Below are 21,601 nucleotides of genomic sequence, written 5' to 3'. Positions count from 1 at the left end.
TATATCCATATTCATAGAATCCCATCCTTCATCAATAAGGTGGGATTCGCTAATTTTTATAGTAAAGAGGGGTTACCCATGAAACGAATTCACAAAATTTCTTTCTTGTTAGTGATAGCGTTAAGCCTGCTAATCATGAGCTGCAGGGCATACCCCGGACAAGATCTAAAACTGCAAAGCATCAAGCCTCCAGACACCCCCAATTCAAAGCCGGTTATAATTATCCTTATTGATTCTTTAATGGATAAGCCTTTGCGCGAGGCGATAAAAAAAGGCAGTGCACCCGCCTTGCAGTATCTCATGGAGAGAGGAAAATATTATCCCCACATGGTTAGCTCATTTCCTACGATGTCTGTGACGATCGACAGCACCATGCTGACGGGAACTTATGCAGATCAGCATCATGTTCCAGGACTTGTTTGGTTCAGCGGCAAAGAAAACCGTATGATCTTTTATGGAAACGGGCCCAAGGAAACCATGAAGATTGATCAGCCCCAAGTACTTATGGATGCCATTTATCAGTTAAACCAAGTTCAGTTGAACAAACAGACGAAAACGATCCATGAAGAATTGGCGGAAAGAGGAAAACAATCTGCTTCCATCAATGGGATCGTCTTCAGAGGAAAAACGGAACACAGTTTACAACTGCCGCCTTTGATCGCGAACACAACATCTTTGCCGCAACAAGTGAAAGTAACCGGACCGCCATTGCTTTCCTATGCAGCAATGAAGCAACTGGACCCGAACAATAGCAGGAATGCCCGCATGTGGAAAAAATTCGGGATGAACAACTTGTTTTCCGCACACGATACAGCTTTTCTGATCAAACAGAAGAAATTGCCAAGCGTAACCATCGCCTATTTTCCAGAGAATGATATGGCCGTGCATAGAAAGGGCGTCTCTAATATAGAGGGAATCGAAAAGGCAGATCAAGCGCACCAATGAACGGATGGCCTATGTCTATGCCATTGATGACCAGGTCCCGCTATCTGACGTCGTGAAGCATTTGCAGAAGGAAAGCAAGCTTGATCTCATTGCGATAAAAGACGGCAACACTGTGCAGGTAACAACAGGTAAAAACAGCAGAATGTTATCCTATCGTCCTGGTGGAAATGCCACAGATGAGTATGGTCAGTTCTGGACAATATCGGGGGACCCGAGCATGGCAGATATTACCGTAACGAACAATCGGATCAAGTATGGAAAGTATCCCGACGTTTTGGCAAGGTTGTACGGGGCAATGAACTCTCACGAAGGACGATTCGCTGTTGTCACGGTCCAACCCGGTTATGAAGTTGTTACGGAAAGTTCCCCTACTCACATCGGAGGAGGGGCTCATGGCTCCCTGCATGAGTTGGATTCACTTGTTCCCTTCCTAGTGACAGGAACGGATACTTTGCCAAAGACGATGAGGATCGTTGATATCAAAGACTGGATCTTGCAATTAGTGAATGAGAAGGGGAAGTAAAAAGATAAAAACCCCAGAAAGCATGGGGTTTTTCAACTATCTAGCGGGTTATTTTTTGATTTGAAGTTGAAGAATGGTATTGCCAAATACATCTACTACCCAGATCGCCCCGGAAGCATCGACGGCCACATCCACAGGAAGCTGGAGGGGCGCAGTAGCCGATGGTGCAAAGAACCCCGTTTGGCTGACCGTTTGCGCTGTCCCGTTTACTGCGCTCAATGTCGTGACTATGCCGTCGCGCAGGTAGCGGATCACCCGGTTTTGGCTGTCTGCAATGACCAAGCCACCGTCAGCTGTTAGTGCCAAGCCTCTGGGGAATTGAAATTGAGCCGTTTCAGCCGCTCCATCGGTATAGCCACCCGCCATATAGAGGCTGCTGGGCTCGTACTTGGTGCTGGTAATCCCAGCAACAGTGGAGACCGTATTTTGTTGCAGGTCAATGTAACGGATGCGTTGGTTTCCTGTGTCACTGACGTACAGATTTCCTTTGGCATCGATGCAAATTCCGCTAGGCTCGTTAAACTTGGATGTTGCCAGCGGTCCGTCCTGGAAATCTCCGGCTGGCTCGACATTCCCGGGGGACAGCTCCACGACTCGGGTGGAGGGACTGTTGAGCGTCGTCACTTTTCCGTCTGTAGCAATCTTGCGGATGACGTGATTTAAGGTGTCAGCTACGTAGACAGTACCGTCCGGAGCGACTGCCACATCAGCTGGAGAGTGGAGGCGTGCCGCACTCCCTGTTTTCCCATCGCGACTGCCCATGACGCCATCCCCTGCAATCGTGGTAACTCCTTGGACAGTAATTTTCCGAACGGCGTGATTGCCTGTATCTGCGACAAATAGATTTCCTGAGGCATCCAGCGCGAGACCCTGCGGATCTTGAAAGACAGATAGATTCGCGCTGCCGTCATAGAGGGTGCTGACTGGGTAGCCCGAAGCATCTTGTGAGAAGGTGAAGCCAGCGTATGTCGAGAGACTTTCCTGGAACAGCTTTCGGATCAAATGGCTTTTGGTATCAGCGATATAGACGGACCCATCCGGATGCAAAGCGATGCCCATTGGGGAGCGAAAGGATGCTGAGTGGGCTGGACCGTTGTCCTCGCCAAATTGACCGTTACCCGCCTTGACCGACACGGATTGCGTCGCAGGGCTTGTCTGCACGGAGTCTTCCGCCAAAGCAGGAGTGGCCATCTGGATCGTCAACAGACTGATCAAGAGCGGCGCCATCCAGTTCGTCCGTTTCGTTGGTTTCATAGCGATTACTCCTTATGGTTGAATACTTGCAGATTTTGACCGTTCTCTGTTCGATTACACCAAAGGGGGAAGAGGAACCTCACCTTCGCCGCCGGTCTCGCCGGGCTGTTCGCCGCCGGGGTCGCCGGGCTGCTCGCTACCGGGGTCGCCGCCGGTCTCACCAGGCTGTTCCTCACCTGGTTCTTCCGGTTCCTCATCAGCTAGTGTCCGAACTGTTTTTTCTCCTGTACCGGTAATATCGTCACCGGTCACTTCCTCAATGGAAATGGAGTACTCGGTATCGGGTTGTAGATCGGAGAATGTGTAGACGGTTTCACCAGTCTCGTAGTAACGAGGTTCTCCATTACCGCCCTCCAAATGAATTCGATACCAGCCATTGAAGGAGCTCCGCGTCCATGTAATCTCAATTCGGTTGGAACGCTTGTCCGTTACTTTGATGTTCAGGTCGGGCAATTCGATGGGCTCAGTGGTAAATGCATATTTCCCCTTCGCGATTACCTTTCCTTCTTCATCCAAAGCTTCCACTCTAATGACGTATCTGATGTCGGGTTCAAAGAATCCCTCAGGCAGCTCGAGATAAGTGGTCGCTCCATCTGTACTTACGAATGGCTCAGGAATCTCTTCATTGTTAACGTATACCCGGTAGCGCGGCTCGCCCTCCAGCGCTGACCAGAAGAATCTCCCCGGGTATTCATCTGGGTGAATCTCGATCTCATCTACGGACGGTACTGGCGTCGGTGGCGGTTCCTTTCCTAATGTGAAAGAGTTGCTTTGCGCCACGTAACGGGAGTCTTTGAAAAATTGTACCGTGTACGTTTGGATCAACATTTCTGTAGTGTCTACCCCAAGAGCAATCGTCAATCCGCTGTCTCCATGCAGCTCTACCAAGGCAATGGGCAGCGTAGTAGAGGGAGAAGATACGCGAACTTGATAGGAAGCCGGATCCACAGGCTGCGTAAAGCTGACGCTGATCGTGGAGCCGTCCATGACGCTTGCTTGTGCGGTACTGTAGGAGAAGCTGACCGGATCGCTATCTCGCATGTTGAGCTTGGAGGCGTAGGCCTCGATGCTATCTCCATCCCCAGGAACGGTTAGCCGTTCACTCGGGGTATATGTCTTCCATTCATTCCCTTTTTTGATGTAGATCGTAGCCCCTGAGGTCTCAGAGGCAAGGGAGATGCTTGTTCCCTGATCGACTAGTCCCTCATCCGGTGTTGCAGTCACGGCTGCCACCTGCGGCGCTTTCAGTACGCCGTAGGTAGAAAAGTGATTGACCGTAGCCGTAGCGATTCCGGATTCCACTGTTGTCGGGACGTACTCCCATTTTTCATCGCCTTCCCTATGGAAAATACCGACCTGCTGTACAGATTTCCCATTTACAGGGAAGGAAATCGTGACAGGATCATGAATCTCGATCCCACGGAACACGAAATCGATAATGGGCCCGGCCGCCGAAAGTGTTTCGTTTGAAAAATCGGGCGAAACGTTTTGCAGCGTTACCGTAGCTTTTTCAGGCAAGCTCATGGAACCGAAGTCCATGACGACACCATTTTCAAACAGGATGCGCTGCTGCATGAGAGGCACGGGTGTGCCGATACGCGCGAAGACTGTAAGCGTAGCCTTCACCTTTTGCTCGTAGTCTTTTACGGTTCCTTCAAAGGTATAGACTCCTGTGAGGCTGGTGTCTGCTTTTTTGCTCCAGGTAACGGGTACCTCACGTTTCGAGCCCTTGTTCATCGTAGCTTCTACAGTGGCTGGAAGCGTGTACGACTGTTGGAGAAAAGTTTCCAGGGAGAGTGGGGCGATGGATGAAATGGTTGGATCATCTTTATCGGATCCACCAGAGCCACCAGAGCCACCAGATCCAGACCCGCCTGACCCGGACCCACCAGACCCAGAACCACCTGATCCTGAGCCGCCCGATCCTGAACTACCAGAAGATCCAGCGGAGGAACCAGGTGCAGCTGGATGGGTTTGGTTGAATTGTTCTTGTGCCTTTTTTATGGCCTCTTCCTTGGCTTTTTCATTTGCATTGTTTAGCTTGTCACGCTGCTCCTGCAGCTTGGCCAACAATTCTGCTTGTTTTGTCAATGCATCCTTTTGTTTTTGCTTCGCTTCCTCCGCTTGCTTTTTTCGCTGTTCCTCCAATTTCAACCATTCATCCCGCATTTGATCCTGTTTGGGATTCCAGTCAAGCTCAGACGGCTTGTCGAGATCGATTTTCCGGTTTACTTCTGGATTCACTTTTTGAATCAGATCAGCGATATCGTCTTTGGAAATGATGTTTTTCTCAAGCGCTGTTTGCAGCAACGCGTTCAGCAGGTTTTCCAGGTTTTGCTGATAGCGCTTCAGATCAGCGTCTGATGACAGCTGCAGCGTCGAAGGGATGGCTGAGCCTACAAGCTGCTGTTTAAGCTGAGCGATGAACTGATCGTGCTCCAGATCCATCAAAGCTTTGTTGCGAATGAGTGCTTCGATAATCTGAGGTGAGAGTGATTGTAATAGATCATCATCTTGAATAAAGGAGACAGCCGATTCAGACGGAAGCGTCGAGCCGCCAGTTGTTGACGGATAGTAGCTGCCCAGCATTCCCGCATAAATATTGTGAATCTGGCTATTGCCTGGAGCCTGGGTAGCGACGGTCCCCGATGCGACGAAGACAGAGGAGCTTCCCGTATTCGGATCGATGCTGACGAGCAGCTGTGTTCCCCGAACTCCCATAATGGCTGTAGGGGTCGATATGGTGAATTTGTCTTGTTTGTTTGTAAATGGCTTTACCTTGATAAAGACTGACCCCGACCAAACTTTCAGGTTTGTCTGATTGCTATTGATGGCAGCCTGCAAATCTGAGAGTGAGAGGACGGTATTTTCACTGACGGTCACCTCGGCAGACTGATCCATGCTCATGGTAATGCTCGATTTCGGACCCGTAGTAATGACGTCTCCCTGATTGAGGCTCATGCTTTTAAAAGCTTTGTACGCTTTGGTTCCGCCTGCTTTTTTGACCTGAACATTCCCTGTGACGGCATCGACCTTCGCTACGCGTGAGGTATCGGCAGCCGCCGCCGTCTTTGCCCCCCCGACAAGCAAGCAGCAGATGACGGCGAACAAGAGGAAAGTTCGCCAGCTTGCCAGGAGACGTGCTCCATGTCCTTTCAGGATTATATTCACTTCCGGATTCCCTCCCCTTTTACAATCTCGCGGACACATGCACTTCGTCCGGTGCTCCTATGAAACCAGTCACTTCAAACAAATTGACGCTTGTTGCCTTTCCTTTCATCCGCTTCTCGCCGATAGACGCATAGCGGAAATATGACCGCGTCCGCTCATAGGTCGCTTCTGACACTAATATCTGATTGGCGGCGGCGTTTGACTCGATGCGCGCTGCTGTATTGACGTGATCGCCGATGGCTGTATAGTCCACGCGCAGGTAGGAACCGATGTTGCCGACGACTACCTCACCCGTATTGATACCAATGCCAATGCTGACTTCGACCTGATACTTTTCCCAGATCTCCCTGCGTACCTGCTCCATGCCCTGCTGGATGTCATATGCCGTCTTCACCGCGTAATACTCGTGATGGGGGACGTCGAGAGGTGCGTTAAACAGGACCATCGCTGCATCTCCAATGAATTTATCGATCGTACCGTGATTATGTAGGACCTGCGTGGTGATCATGTCAAACATCCGGTTCAGAAAGTCGACGATTTCTTCCGGCCGCAGCTTCTCCGAGAGAGGAGTGAACCCGCGAATGTCCAGGAAGAGAATCGAGAGCTCCTTGTTCACACCACCGAGGGGCAGCTCAACTTCGCGCTTGGCGATCTCGCGGACTAGCTCCGGTGAGATGTAGCGCCCGAACTGGCGGGTGATAAACTGCTTCTGCCGCGTTTCCATATATGTCTTGGCTGCGATGTTGACAAAGAAAGCAGCAAACAAGGTGACGAGCGGAAGGACGGGCGAAAGGTAAACCAGCTTGGTATCAAACAAAAGCCACTGCCCATAGAGCAAAAGAAACGAAACAGCAATGACCATGCCGATGCTGTATGGCGGCTTTTTGCGCCACGTAAACCAGACAGTAAGGAGAAGCACGAGTAGCATCAGCAGGAGGATGAGACCATCGTTTGCGATCGTGATCGTTTGATCGTGCAGCAGCTGGTTGATGATATTGGCGTGTGCATAGACGAGATACATATGGTTATCGATCGGTGTCGGATGGGCATCATCCCCTGCAGCCGCATTGCCGATCAGAACGATCCGGTCCTTGAACGTTTCAGGCGGGACCTCGCCGCTGAGCACCATGTAAAACGGAATGTTCATGAAATCCTTGGTGGAGCCGTCAAACTTGATGGGCAGCTCTGTCTGCGGGTGATCCGTCAAATAATGCTTGACGTCTGCACCATACATTTCCGCCATTTGGTAGGCCAGAGAAGGTATTTTGCCTTCAGGCGAATCGAGCATGAGCCATGTGCGCCGGATCACGCCGTCCTCATCAAGTGCTGCATTGATATGCGCAGTCTTGGCTGCCGAAGCAATTTCCGGTATCGGTTTGATCAGCGCTTGACCTTTGATGAGCTGATCTTTGATGACCGTCGTTTCTTTGCGGAAAAAGCTTTCCAGCTCGACTACCGATGGAATGATGATGTTGTCATGCTTGGCCAGCTCGGCAGCAAATGCTTCATCGATTGCCGGGTCTTCGCTTTTAGTGGTAAAGGTGATGTCAAATCCAACGACCTTTGCCTCTGCCAGAGCTTCTAATAGAGGGATGTAGGTATCGCGAGGCCAAGGGAACGTTCCGATCAGATCAAGGGACTCTTGATCAATGTCGATTACGATGATGTCTTCATGGGGAGCGTGGGTCATACTTTGTTTCATGTCGTAATCGTAGACAGCGTAATGCAGCTTATCTAACGCATCTCCCCAAAAAAGAGCGACGCAGAGCAGCACTACCAGCAAATTTAAGGCGAAGGAGAGCTTCCAGATGGTCTTTTTCATTTATGCCTCTACCAACCGTTCGAACTCTGCGAGATTGCAGATGTAGATTTTCTTTTTCTTGACCAGAATGACTTGCTGATTTTGCAACTCAAGCAATACCTTGGTTACTGTCTCGCGTACTGTGCCTGTCATATCGGCGATTTGTTGATGAGTCAGCTTCAGATCAATCAGAACGCCCGTTTTCTGAAAGATGCCATGCTTATCTGTCAGTCGCAGCAGCATCTTTACAATGCGAGTACGGGCATCGCGCATGGTCAGATCCATCGTCATCTCGTTCGTCTTGCGCAAGCGGTCAAGGGCCGTTTGCAAAATACGCAGAGAGATCATCGGGTTCTGATAGACCAATGAGACAAAATCGCGGCGTTTCAGGACATACAGCGTCGTTTTTTCCAGCGTCTGGGCGGAAGCGGAGCGTACCTGCTCGTTTTCCAATAGCGCCATTTCTCCAAAAAAATCATCATCACGGAAAATGGCCAGAATGACGTCTCTGACTCCGTCATCCCGATAGATTTTGACGATGCCGCTTTGAATGATGTAAAGCTCATCACCGGGCTCGCCTTCTCGGAAGACGTCTGTTCCCTTCTCATAAGTACGAGTCAAAAAAAGGGGAGAAAGCTTGTCCAGATCATCTTCCTCCAAATCTTGAAAAAAGGGAAAATTGCGAAGGAAATGCGAAGTATTCATGAGTAGACGAAACAACTCCTTTTTCAGCTGATCGCCAATGCCACCCCCAAGATGATGAGATGGAATACTTGATCGCAGATGATCATCAGCCATTTGCTTCGGTCATCGGTTACTTGCATGACTTTGCGATACCAGTAGTACACAAAGCTGCGGCGATCGAGTATCACGTGGGAAACAAAAACGAGTACGATCGCCCACAAGGACAGCCCGCCAGGAACAAACAGATAGGCGAGCAAGGAAACAGAGAAGGTGTAGACAAGACAGTGGGCCAGTAAAGGAATCCAGCGGTCGGCTTTGTACTTGGCCATCCATTCTGTTTGCAGCAGAAAATCTCCAATGAGATGTGCGATCAAGAGAATGTCAAATGCACTAAAATGATTCACGGCTGACTGAACTCCTCCCATTTGGGGAAAAAGAGAGTCCCTTCCAAGAAAAGCGGAAGGGTCCATCTGATCCCATAGTAGCATGCCGACTACAGTTTACACGGTTTTCCTAGAAAAAAATGTGGCGGCATTCACAAAAGCGAAAAGAGAATTAGGAAATAAGGCCGATCCATCTCCAGTAGGGAACACACAAGATAACGGCCAAAATGACGGCGGCCGCATAAACAAGTGCGATTTGCTGTCCCTGCCGATGAGTAAAAGCCTTCCCTTCTGAACTGTAGTAGGCAGTCAAATAAGTGGGAGACTGATAGGCGAAAAAGAAAGGATCAGTAGCAAGCAAGATAACGAAAACAAAAATCCAAGGATGAATACCTGCCTGCTGGGCAAGCGGCATCAGAGCTGTCACGAGCAAAATCACGGCTGGATCGTCCCGGATGACCAGTGTCACTAGAAAGGATATGAGAATGACAACGGAAAGGAGCAGGGCGGGACTGGAAAGAAACAGGGCCATGTGATTTCCCAGGAAAGCGGATAGGGCATCTGTGATCCCCAGCTCTTGCGTGGCTCCTGCAAAGCTGAACGCTACGCCGAGAAACAGCAGGAATGTCCAGTCAATGCCTGTAGACACCGCTTGTCGATCAAGCGTGCCGCTCACGACGAGAGGGGCAAAGCCGATGAGCATGACCCATGCGCTGTCGATGCCGTGCAAGGGTTGAAGAACGAGCAACGTGATACTGGCGAGAGTGGTTATGACGGCGATGCGCTCCGTCCTCGTCCATGGACCAAGCAAGCGCAGCTGCTCGTCTAGCACATCGTCAGAGATCGTTCTGACCTGGCGTACGTCGCGGAACATGAAATGCAGGACCACAAGCATGACCGCTGCAAAAACGAGGAACGCCGGAAGGGCATAGACGAACCATTGGAGCCAGTTGATGGGAACGCCGATGGAAGCCAGGCCGTACGCCATCATGTTGGTATAGGATCCGGTCAGAACAAAAGGTGCGGTAAAGCCATAAAAAATCATGGAGGCAAGTCCCAAGCCTGCTGCGCCACGGCTGTTGCTGGAAAAGCCCATGGATTCGGACAAAGTGCGGGCCAAGGGAACACCCAGCGATACTTTGGCAGAAGAGGAAGGGATGAGCGGATTGAGCAAAATACCACCGGCAACGACTCCCCACAGCTGTCCTCGATAGTGTCGCGGAAAGCGTTTCAAAGCATTGAGGGACACCCGAAACAAGATCCCCGAGCGAGTGATGGCTGCGATGAATGCCATGATGAAGATCATGTAGAGCCAGGTGGTAGAGGCAAAGCCGGATAATGCTACCTCGGGACTAACCACCCCTCCCATCACCCACGCCATCACCATGCCCAGTCCGACGATGTAGTCGGGAATGACATTGACAATCCAGAGAATGACAGCAGCGATCCCGATTCCGATGAAATCCATAGCTGATCGGGACAGTCCACCGAATGGATCGACATAATGAAAGCACGCCAAACTGACCAATACAAGGACGGCTGCTATCCATACGCCAAGAGGGCTGCGTTGAAAAAGTCCGCCCGCACTGCCGGCCAGCCTACGAATTTGTCCTCTCGCCAATTGCTGTTGAACCAGCTGAGATCCAGGAGCTCTCTCCCAACTGCTGCTTCCTGTGCCCGATTTTTTGGCTTCTGCCAGAGTCAAATATTCCATGGATTGCTGGTGTCTGCCTAGTTGAGCCTGGATGTGCGCAGCCCATTCATAAGTAGCGATCCATTGTTCATCCGTATAGTGCTCGCCGTGCTCGCTCCATGCGCGATCCAGAAGCGCCATCCCGGCATGCGGTTCCACGCGCGTGATCCAGTACGACAAACGTTCAAATCGGCTGACGATATACTCAGGTGGGCAGGCATCCAGCCATTTGTACAAACGAATATGGCTGTCAGCATCGAGCGATGATTTCACGCGATCGACAATCTCGAGTGCTTCCGACCAACGTCCGGACAGACCCAACAGCTCGACGGCCGCTTCCCACTCTTGTGCTGCTTCATAGTAATCAAGCATCTCGGACATCTGCTCGAGGATTTCTTCATGTCCATACCGTATCGTGGCAATTTCAGCCATCACTTGACGGGTATCTGGTACGAGCGAATACCACCCAGGTGACGTATCGACTTCCTCGATGAACCGCCTTATCTTTGGCTCATTCTCGAGCGCTTCTTTCATGTCTATTCCTAATTGCTTTGCCAGCCACCTGCTGCTGATCCTCGGAAAAGGGGAGCAGCACAGCAGCAGGTCTACGAGCGCAGATGGGAAGTCATCCAGTTCCTTTGCGATCGCTTGGGAGGTCAATTCCTTGTTCGTCATCAGCTGCTCGTTGGTCGTCGTCAATCGCCGTGACAGCAGTCGGATGAAATAGGTAGAGAGGGAGGGCAAATCTTCCACGAGAGCCTCAAAGGTCTCCCGTTCAATGATGTACAGCTCCGCATCCGTAGCTGCGATCGCTGTAGCTGATCGAGCCTCCCCCGTCAGCATCGCCATTTCTCCGAGCGTGTCGCCTTCACCGAGGACAGAGATCATTTGAGGAGATCTCCCAGACGTAGCGTCGACGTATAGCTCCAGCTTTCCGTGCTTGATGACGTAGAGGCTGTCACCGGGATCGCCCTGGCGAAACAGCACCGTGCCCACTTTTACTGTACGTCGATCCAATTTCCCGAGCAGCTTGGCCAATTCTATATTGGATAATTGCTTAAACATTCCGATTTTTTGTAACGATGCCATATTTTGCCTCCCGCCCGTCGATCCGCTTGGAGCAGGGCTTATGCAGTTGAATTCGTTTCTTTTGATGACACCCCAGTAAAATAGCATAGTTATATCACTTTTGTAAGCTATCTAAAGTTAGTATTTTAGACAGACGTTGCGAAAAAGATTGAAAAATTCGTATGGATCAAATCCTGCTTGTCCACAATAGAAGTGAATTTCAAGTCTGAAAGGAGTGTTTGCATATGGAAGCTACTTTTGGAGCAGATGAGGTCATTAACAGAATCAAATCGATCCAGAGCAATGGAGGGTCGGTCAGCAAAAAGCAAGTAAAGCAAACGGATCCCGAGCTAATGAGAAACGCATTGTTCTATTTCCCGAGCTGGGAGCACGCTTTGAAGAGTGCGGAGAACCTATAGAAAAAAGGACTGTCTCTAGTTAGTCTAGCGCAAATCATCTGAAACCGATCTCCATGCCGAACCTCGGAGGACGCATGGAGATTTTTCTTATGCCGATCCAAAATAGATTCACAGCCTATCAAAGATAAGTTGTAATTTTAAAAAAACAAAAAAGAGAACGCCGTTCTTATTTAGAGGACAAGAGGTGTGAGTTTGGAAAACAAGCCGGAGTGGGGCGTATCTTAGCTGAGCGAGCATTTGCAGGTGTACAAGAGTGTGACGCACAGGGCGTTGGTCACGTTGGAAAATCGCGGCTTTGTCAAACAAAATCCTGTCAATCAGAAGTACGCACTGGGGATCAAGCTGTTTGAATTAGGGATGATCGTCGCCAATCAAATGAACCTCCGTTCAATCGCAAAACCAATCATGGAAGAGCTGTGCGAGCAGACGAATGAGACAGTCATGCTTAAGATTGTAGACCATTTGGAAGGCATCTGCATAGAAAAAGTGGAGTCTTCCCAAAGCGTTCGCTATACGTCTCCGATGGGAAAAAGAGTGCCGCTTCATGCGGGAGCGACTACGAAAATATTAATGGCCTATCTGCCAGAGGATAGCATCCGGCAAATTATTGCCAACGGACTGCAGAGCTATACGAAATACACCGTATGCGATCCGGACGAGCTATTGCGGGAGCTGGCTGTGATTCGGGAGCAAGGCTATTCCATATCCGCGAATGATTTTTCGTTGGGCGGCATGGGAATTGCCGTGCCCATACAAGATTATACGGGCAATGTCGTGGCAGGTTTATCGATCTCTGGATTGGAGCTTCGAATGAGCAAAGAATCGGACCGCCTTGTTTGGCTTTGCCAGCAAGCAGCATTTTTACCCCCAACCTCTCGGAAGAGTTCGGGGTAACCCCGTCTACGATCAGCCTGAATGTGACTTTCAGCAAATTGTTCTTTGGGATTGCCGCCATTATTTATACGGCGTTGTCCGACATCAGCAGCATAGCAAGCTCTGAATGGCGCCGAGGTCTTTTTTATGGAAGTACAGCGAGACGATACAAGCAATAGAGGGGATCGAGTGGTCATAAAAGGATGGGAGAGAGACTGGGTGAATGGTGCCCGAGTCTCTTTTTTTGAGGGAGGGCGTCAAGGTAAGGCTTCGACATCGTGCCGCGCAGACGTAAACAAGGTCGTCTGGTTTCTTCCCTGCTGCTTCGAAAGGTAGAGCGCTTGATCTGCAGATGTGACAAGCTGGATCGGCTTGCTCCCATCCAGCGGAAAGCTCGCGATCCCCAGCGAGATGGTAATCGTGGATGTCGTCGGATTTTCCAACGCAGCAACAGCGTAGCGGAGACGCTCCGCGATGTGATAAGCCAATTTTTGATTGGCGTCGAGGATCAAGATTGCAAATTCCTCGCCCCCGTAGCGAAAGCAGAGGTCATCCTCCCGAGTTTGCTCCAGCATCGTTTTGGAGACGAGCTTGAGCACTTCATCACCCATGACATGTCCATAGGTATCGTTTATTTTCTTGAAATGATCGATATCCAGCATGACCAATGAAAAGGGAGTCTTGTTCTTGATGTGATCCTGGAGGGTGTAATCAAACATCTTTCGATTGTACAGCCTGGTCAATCCATCGATTCTGACCTCGGTCTGCAGCTTGATTAGCCGCTTGTTTACAAGTCGCATGGCCATTCGTGTGCTCTGGTACAGCTTTTGCACTTCGTAAATCTTGGAAGTAGTCATCGGGATCTCGGTACCCTTCCTTCCCGTTTTTACCGTTCCCCCGGAAAAATGAGCCAGCCTGGATAACGAGTTGCTGATATTTTTGGCGAGCAGCCAGACGATTCCGATAATGATTAAAAGGAAAGGCAGCGCTGTTGCTAGCAAGCTTTTGAGAAGCTGCAGGTTGGATTCATTTACGCGGGAGGTCGGCGTTTGCGATACGATCCCCCATCCGGTAATGGGTTCATAGGCATAACCTGCAAAGAAAGAATCCCCTTTGCTGTTGACGACTTCAGCAGAACCATTTTCTCTCGCCAGTGCTTTTTGAATCGCCGGGTTCATCGCGACGGACTCGCCTAGTCGCGCTTGCACTGGATGGAAGATCAAGCGGCCATCCTCATCCACGACGTACACGTATGAGCCGTCGCCGTAAAAATGCTCTTTCAGCATTCGGTTCAACACATTGGAATCCTCGAGGTAGATGGTTCCTCCGACAAAGCCTTTGTATTGTCCCTGATGATCGAAGAGGGGGGCTGATACCAAGAGAATCAGTCTGCCGGTGACGCCGACATAAGGTTTGGAGATCAAATGTTTCTTCAGTAAGATCGCTTGTTTGGCTGCAGGAGAAGTGAGCTTCGTACCTGGTTCAGCTCCTTCCACCATGGGGACAATCTGGCGTATGGTTCCTTGGGCATCCGCTATCAAAATGGAGTAAAAAAAATTCTTGTTTGCCGCAAACCAGTCCTGCAGCTCGGCTGGGGGAATGGGTTGTCTTGAGCTGCGTAAAGCCAAAGAGTCCATTGCGTTTTGCATGCCGTACAATACTTCTGTGGTGTTGCTCGCTAGCTTTCTGGCATAGTGGAAGTTGTTTTCCAAAAAGTTGGCGGTAAGTGAGGCTGTATTGACGCGAATAGAGGAAATGACACCAATCAAGACAGTGAGGAGAACGGAAAACAAGACTAGCAATTCAAGAATAAATCGGAGAGTATAGGTTTTTCTCTTCGTCATGCCCAACACCTTTTCATTTGCACCATATAAAACCATGGAATAATCTTTACCCCGTTTATTCGCAGATGAATCGTTTTTTCAAAGGAAAAAGCTGACCGTGCCGGAATGGACAGGAATAAGGTGGAGTAGAGTACCTTTTAAAAGGTATCGGCATTTCAAACACGGGACATGAGATGAGAATGACAAAATCCCAGTACCTTTACGGATACGGGGATTTGCTCTCAAAAAAGCTTCGCTCCTCAATCTGGTATTTCTTGATTTTTTGATAGAGGGTCGAGCGGCTGATAGCGAGTCTTTCAGCAGCGAGACTGCGATTTCCACCGCATTCGGAGAGAGCTGCGACGATCAAGTCTCTCTCGGCTGCCGCTATGACATCCCGCTTGCTGTGCGTCATGGCTGGCAGCTTTGCTGGGAGAAGAGGAGGGGCTGGCAAGGAAAGGGGCTCTGCATTGGCGAGAAAGGCAGGCAGCGCCTCCGGGACGATCCAGTCTCCCGCGTTCAGGTTCATGGCCCTTTCCAAGACATTTTCCAATTCCCGAACGTTTCCTGGCCAATGATGGTGCTGCAAACGCTCCAAGGTAGATGGAGTGACGCCTTGTACCTGCTTCCCTAAAATTTTATTCAGCTTCTGCACCAGATGGCTGCAGAGCAGGGGCAAGTCCTCTTTTCGCTCACGAAGCGGCGGGATGGCGAGATGAATGACGTGAATGCGGTAGTAAAGGTCTTCACGGAATTTTCGTTCGGCAATCAGATCCTCGAGATGCTTGTTGGTGGCAGAGACGATGCGCACATCCACGGTCCTGCTGACGGTGTCGCCGATCCGGTCAAAGGATTTCTCCTGCAAAACGCGCAAGAGCTTGGCTTGCAACGCCAGCGGCATATCGCCAATCTCGTCTAGAAACAGCGTGCCCCCGTCAGCCAGTTCGAATTTGCCGGGCTTTCCGCCCTTTCGAGCCCCGGTAAACGCACCGTCGGCATAACCGAAAAACTCCGATTCCAAAAGCTCCTCGGGAATGGCAGCGCAATTTACTTTGACGAAGCGGCCGGGTCTCCCTGAGATTTCGTGAATGGCTTGAGCAAACAGCTCCTTGCCTGTTCCGCTCTCGCCTGTGATCAGGACGGTCGAGGAGCCCTGGGCAGATAGATAGGCTTGGTTTTTGGTGGATTCCATCGCCGAATTGCGCGTGATCACATGGTCGAAAGCCGTACCTTGCACATGGGAGCGCATGTATTCGCCGCGATAGTAGGTGAGCTCGTGCTCCAGGTTTTCCATGCGGCTGAACAGGTCTTTCATATGGGGAAGCTGACGGAAGATGACTTTGGCAATCGCCCCCACCTGCTTGTTTTGAACGATGATCGGCATGCGGGTGATGACGCATTTGATGCCGCGGATGATCTGAATATCGCCGACGAGCTCTTTGCCCGTGCGCAGCGTGTCCTCCAGGTTCAGCTCTGGCAAGCTTTGCGAGGCTGGTGTACCGAGCAGCTCCTCCCGCGAAATGTCGTAAAGCTCCAGCAGCGCATCGTTGACCATTTGAAAGCAGCCCTGCTCATCGATGATCGCGATGCCGTCATAGGCCATCTCCAAGGCACTTTCGAGCATCCCCTCGAGACGCTTGGTCGTTTCCAGCTCGCGGGCCACTTTCTCATACGCAGTGAGATCACGCAGCACGGCAATTGCGCCAATCACTTTTTCGCGAAAAGAAATGGGGGTGTAGGAAGCCATAACGACAGCGGAAGGGAGCTGGACCTTTTGCGGTTCACGAGGGGCTTCGTTTTCCAGGGCGTGAATCATGCCGTCACTGATCTTGGGTAAAAGTGTCTGGATGTGTTCCTCCATCACTGTGGCGGAGTTGATTTGAAACATTTCCGCTGCAGCAGAGTTGAACGTATGGATATGATGCATGTGGTCGATCCCGATGACACCGTCCTCGAGATTTTCGATCAGGGCGGTCATCTGGTTGATCAAACGACGCTCTCGCTGCAGGAAGCTTTGAATCAAGTCGCTTTTGGTGGAAACACCGAGGACTTTCCCATCGTCATCCACGATCACCGCATGGGCGACCTTTGCGGAGAGCAGGATTTTCCTCGCTTCCGTGACAGGGTAGTGAAAGGGAACGGTCGTCACATCGCGGTACAGGTAAGGCGTGATGGGAGTGTCGAGTGGACAATTCTTGAGAATCATGCGATAGAGCTGATATTTCGTGATGATCCCTTCCAGGGTGCCGTCCTCATACAGGATGCATCCTACGTCTTGGCGATGCGCAAGAAACTGGGTCAAGACATATCCCAAAGTACAATCTGCCTGCAGAGCGACAAACTCTTTGGTCATGCAGCTGGACATGTTCACGAGCATTCCCCCTCTTCCACAAGATGTGTGTTTTTTTGTACAAGTGTCTGAATATTACATCAATTGTATGCGAAGGAGGAACATTTTTGTAGGCGCATTCACTTTTTTTCGTGTAAGCCAAGCAGTTGAAGGTGGCACTTCTTTTGCATAAATGAAAGCGTTAATCAGGTGAAGGGGATGGGGTGCCTGTGTCCTTATCCATTCATGCGAGGAATAGAATGGCAGTAGGCGGCATGTCGATGCGAGCTACTATGACAAATAGGCGGATGAACAGTAGAAGATGCTGGACAACCGCCAATAAGGGGGAGAAATAGGCTTGGAGCAAAAGCAATCCGTGTATGACTGGAAGCAAATCGTCGATCGCTTGCAGCAGTATTTGCGCTTAAAAACGACCCCGATCGGAATGAAGCTGTTTGCCACACGCGAGGAAATGGAAGCCATCCACCGGATTCGTCGTCCGCAGGCCATACATACAGCGGATCAGATCGTGGCGCAGGCTGCCCGTTTAGGCTGGACGGTCGGGATCACGGCAGACGATCTCGTATCTCCCCAGTGTGGAGTCGTCCTCGGGCTGCATCCTCGCACAGAGGAATGGCTGTCGGGGAAGAATATGGCCGGTGTCTGGTTTGAAAACGAACAAGAGGCAGCTGCCCATCAGCAAGCTATGACAGTCGTGCCTTTTGGACAATACGAAGCCATGGCGGTTTCTCCCTTGATCTCGCAGCGTTTTACACCCGATATTTGTCTGCTGTACGGAACACCGGGACAGATGATTCTGTTCATCAATGGCTTGCAGTGGTCCGGCTACAAAAAGCTGGAGTGGAGTGTCGTTGGTGAATCGTCCTGCGCCGATTCCTGGGGACGTGCATTGAGTACAGGGGAGCCGAGTCTCTCGATCCCCTGTTTTGCCGAAAGGCGCTACGGAGGAGTTCTGGATGACGAGCTGCTCATGGCTTTGCCGCCCGAATTTTTGCTAAAAGCACTAGATGGACTCGAACAGCTTTCCAAGAATGGACTGCGCTATCCGATTCCCCAATACGGGGTTCAGATGGATGTTCGCGCAGGGATGCAGCATAGCTACGGATAAAGACAACGCCTGGTCATAGAGGAATCCTCTGCGGCGAGTAGTATTCTTTAGAGAGACTATTCGCAGGAAATGAGGAGAAGTGCATGAACAAAATTCGCTATGAGCGCAGGCGCTACACGGCTGGACCCACTCCAATCGAGAAGCTGGAGCGGCTTTCGCAGGTGCTGGGGGGACCCACGATTTCCATCAAACGCGACGATCAGCTGGGACTGACCGTGGGGGGAAACAAGACACGCAAACTGGAATACCTGGTGGCAGACGCCCTCAGGCAGGGAGCCGATACACTGATTACATGCGGAGCCGTTCAATCCAACCATTGTCGCCTGACACTGGCTGCCGCAGTAAGGGAAGGGCTCAAATGCCAGCTAGTACTGACAGAGCCGATCGACGGCTACAATCCCCAGGCGAACGGAAACCATCTGCTGTTTCATTTGCTGGGAGTGGAAAAGATCGAAGTGATTCCTGCGGGTGGTGACACACTGCCTGTGATGGAGAAGCTGGCACAGGAGCTGGCAGACCAAGGAAGAAAAGCGTATTTGATTCCGGTGGGCGGCTCCAATGAAGTGGGGTCACTCGGCTATATGGCTTGCGCGCAGGAAATCGAGCAGCAGTCATGGGAGTCCGGCATCGTGTACGATTATGTGGTAACGGCGTCAGGGAGTGCGGGAACGCAGGCAGGCCTTTTGGCAGGCTTCCTCGCTCGCCAGTCCGACATAAAGGTGATTGGAGTAAACGTCAGCCGCGATCGTGCGGCGCAAGAAGCGAAGGTGCTGGACCTTTTCGCCAGCACCGCTGAAATGATTGGTCTGCGAGGGGAGATTCGTCCCGAGTCTGTTCTCTGCGATGACCGCTTCGTAGGTCCTGGCTATGCGATTCCAACCGAGGAAATGATCGAAGCCGTGAAGCTGGTTGCCCAAACAGAGGGCATCTTGCTCGATCCGGTTTATTCCGGAAAAGCGATGGCAGGTCTGATCGGTATGATCCGAGAGGGACGTTTTGCCAAAGAGGACCACCTATTGTTTTTGCATACGGGCGGATCGCCGGCACTGTATACGGTGCCGCAGCTGTTTATCCCCTGAGTGCCCTTTCGACAGGAAAGAAACTTTGTTCGATGATGGAGTGACGAAGACAGCATCAAGCCGATCTCAAGCAAACGCAGGGAAAAACTCGCTTTTTATGGCGAGTTTTTTTTGCTTCCTCTGCTATACTGTTCTTAGCATTCATTTGATTCGGAAAGTGGGTAACAAGTCATGATCTTTGTTCAAGTCATTTTGCCTGTCTTGTTGATCTTTCTCTCCGGTTACATCCTCCAACGCATTTTCAAGCTGGACCTGAAACCGATATCGACGCTGGCTATTTACGTTTTGACGACCGCCCTCGTATTTCGCACCTTTTACAAGACGGCCCTAGATCTTCAGCTCTTTTATATCGTGATCATTTCGATGCTGCTTCTGGCAGTCTTGATTCTGGTCACGCTCCTGACCTCCAAGCTGTTTAAATATGACAAGCAGCTGGAGAGTGCCGTGATGCTGTCCACCGCCTTCATGAACAGCGGAAACTACGGGACGCCGATTATCCTCTTTGCGTTTGGGGAAGCAGGTTTTACGTACGCCGTGCAAATCATGGTCTTTCACTCCATTATTATGGGTGTGTTCGGCGTGTATTTTGCCTCCAGGGGAAGAGGGGGAGTGGGGACGGCGGTCAAAGCCATTTTCAAGCAGCCCTCCAATTATGCCGTGGTAGTGGCGATTTTGATGCAACAGATGAATATCGTCATCCCCGAGAGCTACTACCAGGCGATTGATCTGGTCGCGCAGGCAGCTATCCCTGTTATTATGCTGATTCTCGGCATGCAGCTGGCGAATGTGTCTTCCTCCAACTTCGCATGGCAGCAGCTGAGTGTCGTCAGCTTGATCCGGCTGGTAGCGTCTCCTTTGTTGGCGTACTTGATTTGTCTGTTCTTTCCGATCGATCCGCTGCTGCGAAATGTGTTGGTCATTCTGGCAGCGATGCCTTCAGCGGCGACCACTGCGATCTACGCGATTCAATTCAATATGAGACCGCAGTTTGTATCCAGCAGTGTGCTGGTGACGACTGTCATCAGTGTAGGGACGCTCACGTTTTTGCTGAATGTCCTGCATTAGGAGCGAGCAGGAAGCAGTTTGACAATGCATGATAAAAAACAGCATTTTCCAAGCAGAAATGCATCGCAGACCGGAAGCTATGCCATTGGTCGATTCATTCAGCAGCTAAGAAAGCTGGAGAGGCAGTTCACGATTTTAATCATTCTCGGGGTGATCGGTGACTCGATCCTCGTGCTCCCCACTGTCATTGCGTCCTCCGTAAAGCAGGACGCTTGGCTATCGATGCTGATTGCATTATTTTTGGGGCTTGCTGTTGGTTGGTTATTCTCCGGAATCGCACACAAGCAGCAGCGAAAAAGCCTGATTGAAGTGGCACAAAGCAATTTTTTCTGCTTGAAATATATATGCAGCCTCACGCTAGTAAGCGAGATGGGTCAATTTATGACTACGCAGATGATGCCGGAGACCCCAGCTGAAGCCATTATCATCCTGTACACGACGGTGATCATCGCCTATCGCTATGGGGTAAAGGCATTCGCACGCATGAGTGAGCTATTGTTTCCGGTGTTTCTAGGATTGCTCGTATTTCTCGTCGTCTTCCTGATCCCTCAAGTGGACATATCGTATCTACAGCCACTTGCGGCTAAGGGCATGGGTCCCATTATAAGTGGAGTGCTTCCTGCCTTTACCTTCGGATTTGCGGAGATGTACATTCTCCTGATGCTGTATGTGGCGGGGAAGCTGCGGAAGAGCAAGACCGAGTAGAGCCTGGAAGAGAGAGCTTTATCGATCGAAACCAGGCTTTGCGCGTGTGCGGTATCTCAATATTCTGCACCTTATCATCGTTTTGTGATTCGAACTCTCATCTAGCTATGAGGCGTGTTCTATGTAACTTCCCTACTCATTTACGTATCATTTGGATATAGAAAAAAGGAGAGGGTCATCGTGATGGAAAAGATCAATATCAGTCAGCATTTTTCTCAGTTTCAAGGTTTCAGTGGTCCCGAGGTAATAGGGGAAATGAATGGATCCTCCATCAAACTGGAAAAGCTCCAGGGCGAATTTGACTGGCAGCAGCATGATGATAAGGATGAGCTCCTGTATGTAATCAAAGGTCGACTGCTCATGATGTACCATGAGCGCAACATCTGGGTGGAAGCAGGAGAGCTGATCGTCATTCCAAAAGGAGTGGCTTACAAGATCTTCGTTCCAAATGGAGAATGTCATACGCTGTTCATTGAGCCCAATCAACATTTACAAGCAAAGCTTAGGAGATGCTCTTAATAATGATAAATAGATCGTAAAAGCTGTCATGATCCGGCCGAAAGGAGCGGGATTGTGGCGGCTTTTCTTGTTTTCTGCGCAGGTAGGAAACAAATCATCTATACCATATAAAAACGTCTGATAATCTGCATTTTCAGA

15 protein-coding genes and 1 pseudogene are annotated in these 21,601 nt (G+C 50.5%); 8 read left to right on the top strand and 8 right to left on the bottom strand.

Annotation, left to right across the window (positions count from 1 at the left end; all coding sequences use genetic code 11):
• Positions 1-78: 78 nt before the first annotated feature.
• Positions 79-1,468: pseudogene (locus EDM55_RS27710) on the top strand (alkaline phosphatase family protein).
• Between the two features lie 48 nt (positions 1,469-1,516).
• Here EDM55_RS27710 and EDM55_RS27705 read toward each other — a convergent pair.
• The 6 genes from EDM55_RS27705 to EDM55_RS27680 all read right to left on the bottom strand — a co-directional run bounded on the left by EDM55_RS27705 (position 1,517) and on the right by EDM55_RS27680 (position 11,543).
• Positions 1,517-2,722, bottom strand: coding sequence for an NHL repeat-containing protein (locus EDM55_RS27705; RefSeq protein WP_092272709.1), 1,206 nt, complete (start codon positions 2,720-2,722; stop codon positions 1,517-1,519).
• 54 nt (positions 2,723-2,776) lie between these two features.
• Positions 2,777-5,893, bottom strand: coding sequence for an Ig-like domain-containing protein (locus EDM55_RS27700; protein ID WP_170184415.1), 3,117 nt, complete (start codon positions 5,891-5,893; stop codon positions 2,777-2,779).
• A 19-nt stretch (positions 5,894-5,912) separates the two neighbouring features.
• The gene (locus EDM55_RS27695) at positions 5,913-7,715 is read right to left on the bottom strand and encodes a CHASE2 domain-containing protein (protein ID WP_122961885.1); all 1,803 of its coding nucleotides are present in this window, start codon (positions 7,713-7,715) and stop codon (positions 5,913-5,915) included.
• The gene (locus EDM55_RS27690) at positions 7,716-8,399 is read right to left on the bottom strand and encodes a Crp/Fnr family transcriptional regulator (RefSeq protein ID WP_170184416.1); all 684 of its coding nucleotides are present in this window, start codon (positions 8,397-8,399) and stop codon (positions 7,716-7,718) included.
• Between the two features lie 23 nt (positions 8,400-8,422).
• Positions 8,423-8,782, bottom strand: coding sequence for a DUF3307 domain-containing protein (locus tag EDM55_RS27685; protein WP_246070994.1), 360 nt, complete (start codon positions 8,780-8,782; stop codon positions 8,423-8,425).
• Positions 8,783-8,933: 151 nt separating this feature from the next.
• Positions 8,934-11,543, bottom strand: a complete 2,610-nt coding sequence (locus tag EDM55_RS27680; protein WP_170184417.1) for an SLC13 family permease — start codon at positions 11,541-11,543, stop codon at positions 8,934-8,936.
• A gap of 224 nt (positions 11,544-11,767) precedes the next feature.
• Between EDM55_RS27680 and EDM55_RS30505 the strand changes: the two genes are divergently transcribed.
• Together EDM55_RS30505 and EDM55_RS27675 are read left to right on the top strand one after the other, a co-directional pair.
• Positions 11,768-11,941 (top strand): hypothetical protein, encoded by a 174-nt coding sequence (locus tag EDM55_RS30505; protein WP_170184418.1) that lies wholly within the window; start codon positions 11,768-11,770, stop codon positions 11,939-11,941.
• 237 nt (positions 11,942-12,178) lie between these two features.
• A complete protein-coding gene (locus EDM55_RS27675) occupies positions 12,179-12,835 on the top strand; it encodes an IclR family transcriptional regulator (RefSeq protein WP_307723933.1) in 657 nt (218 codons plus the stop codon).
• A 236-nt stretch (positions 12,836-13,071) separates the two neighbouring features.
• Here the strand turns inward: EDM55_RS27675 and EDM55_RS27670 are convergent, their stop codons facing one another.
• Positions 13,072-14,658 carry a sensor domain-containing diguanylate cyclase gene (locus EDM55_RS27670; protein ID WP_170184419.1) on the bottom strand — a complete coding sequence of 529 codons (1,587 nt, stop codon included), beginning with the start codon at positions 14,656-14,658 and terminating at the stop codon, positions 13,072-13,074.
• 199 nt (positions 14,659-14,857) lie between these two features.
• Complete coding sequence (locus EDM55_RS27665; RefSeq protein WP_246070999.1) at positions 14,858-17,002, bottom strand: sigma-54-dependent Fis family transcriptional regulator; 2,145 nt, start codon at positions 17,000-17,002, stop codon at positions 14,858-14,860.
• A gap of 322 nt (positions 17,003-17,324) precedes the next feature.
• On the opposite strand from EDM55_RS27665, the gene EDM55_RS27660 reads away from it, so the two are divergent.
• The 5 genes from EDM55_RS27660 (at position 17,325) to EDM55_RS27640 (ending at position 21,463) form a co-directional block, all read left to right on the top strand.
• Positions 17,325-18,095, top strand: a complete 771-nt coding sequence (locus EDM55_RS27660) for a DUF169 domain-containing protein (protein ID WP_122961880.1) — start codon at positions 17,325-17,327, stop codon at positions 18,093-18,095.
• Between the two features lie 83 nt (positions 18,096-18,178).
• Entirely contained in the window at positions 18,179-19,174 is a 996-nt protein-coding gene (cuyA, locus tag EDM55_RS27655) for a D-cysteate sulfo-lyase (protein ID WP_092272680.1), read from the top strand.
• 171 nt (positions 19,175-19,345) lie between these two features.
• On the top strand, positions 19,346-20,239 hold the full coding sequence (locus EDM55_RS27650; RefSeq protein ID WP_092272677.1) for an AEC family transporter: 894 nt from the start codon (positions 19,346-19,348) through the stop codon (positions 20,237-20,239).
• Positions 20,240-20,263: 24 nt separating this feature from the next.
• Positions 20,264-20,944, top strand: a complete 681-nt coding sequence (locus EDM55_RS27645; protein ID WP_122961879.1) for a GerAB/ArcD/ProY family transporter — start codon at positions 20,264-20,266, stop codon at positions 20,942-20,944.
• 183 nt (positions 20,945-21,127) lie between these two features.
• On the top strand, positions 21,128-21,463 hold the full coding sequence (locus EDM55_RS27640; RefSeq protein ID WP_092272671.1) for a cupin domain-containing protein: 336 nt from the start codon (positions 21,128-21,130) through the stop codon (positions 21,461-21,463).
• Positions 21,464-21,601: the final 138 nt, after the last annotated feature.

It is taken from the genome of Brevibacillus centrosporus, assembly GCF_003710815.1.
Classification (GTDB): Bacteria; Bacillota; Bacilli; order Brevibacillales; family Brevibacillaceae; genus Brevibacillus; species Brevibacillus centrosporus.
This window is presented reverse-complemented; position numbering and strand designations above follow the sequence as displayed.

Coding starts and splice junctions, on each gene's coding strand:
- EDM55_RS27705 (WP_092272709.1), bottom strand. CDS start 2,722: ATGAAACCAACGAAACGGACGAACTGGATGGCGCCGCTCTTGATCAGT.
- EDM55_RS27695 (WP_122961885.1), bottom strand. CDS start 7,715: ATGAAAAAGACCATCTGGAAGCTCTCCTTCGCCTTAAATTTGCTGGTA.
- EDM55_RS27690 (WP_170184416.1), bottom strand. CDS start 8,399: ATGAATACTTCGCATTTCCTTCGCAATTTTCCCTTTTTTCAAGATTTG.
- EDM55_RS27680 (WP_170184417.1), bottom strand. CDS start 11,543: ATGGCATCGTTACAAAAAATCGGAATGTTTAAGCAATTATCCAATATA.
- EDM55_RS30505 (WP_170184418.1), top strand. CDS start 11,768: ATGGAAGCTACTTTTGGAGCAGATGAGGTCATTAACAGAATCAAATCG.
- EDM55_RS27670 (WP_170184419.1), bottom strand. CDS start 14,658: ATGACGAAGAGAAAAACCTATACTCTCCGATTTATTCTTGAATTGCTA.
- EDM55_RS27665 (WP_246070999.1), bottom strand. CDS start 17,002: ATGTCCAGCTGCATGACCAAAGAGTTTGTCGCTCTGCAGGCAGATTGT.
- cuyA (WP_092272680.1), top strand. CDS start 18,179: ATGAACAAAATTCGCTATGAGCGCAGGCGCTACACGGCTGGACCCACT.
- EDM55_RS27650 (WP_092272677.1), top strand. CDS start 19,346: ATGATCTTTGTTCAAGTCATTTTGCCTGTCTTGTTGATCTTTCTCTCC.
- EDM55_RS27645 (WP_122961879.1), top strand. CDS start 20,264: ATGCATGATAAAAAACAGCATTTTCCAAGCAGAAATGCATCGCAGACC.
- EDM55_RS27640 (WP_092272671.1), top strand. CDS start 21,128: ATGGAAAAGATCAATATCAGTCAGCATTTTTCTCAGTTTCAAGGTTTC.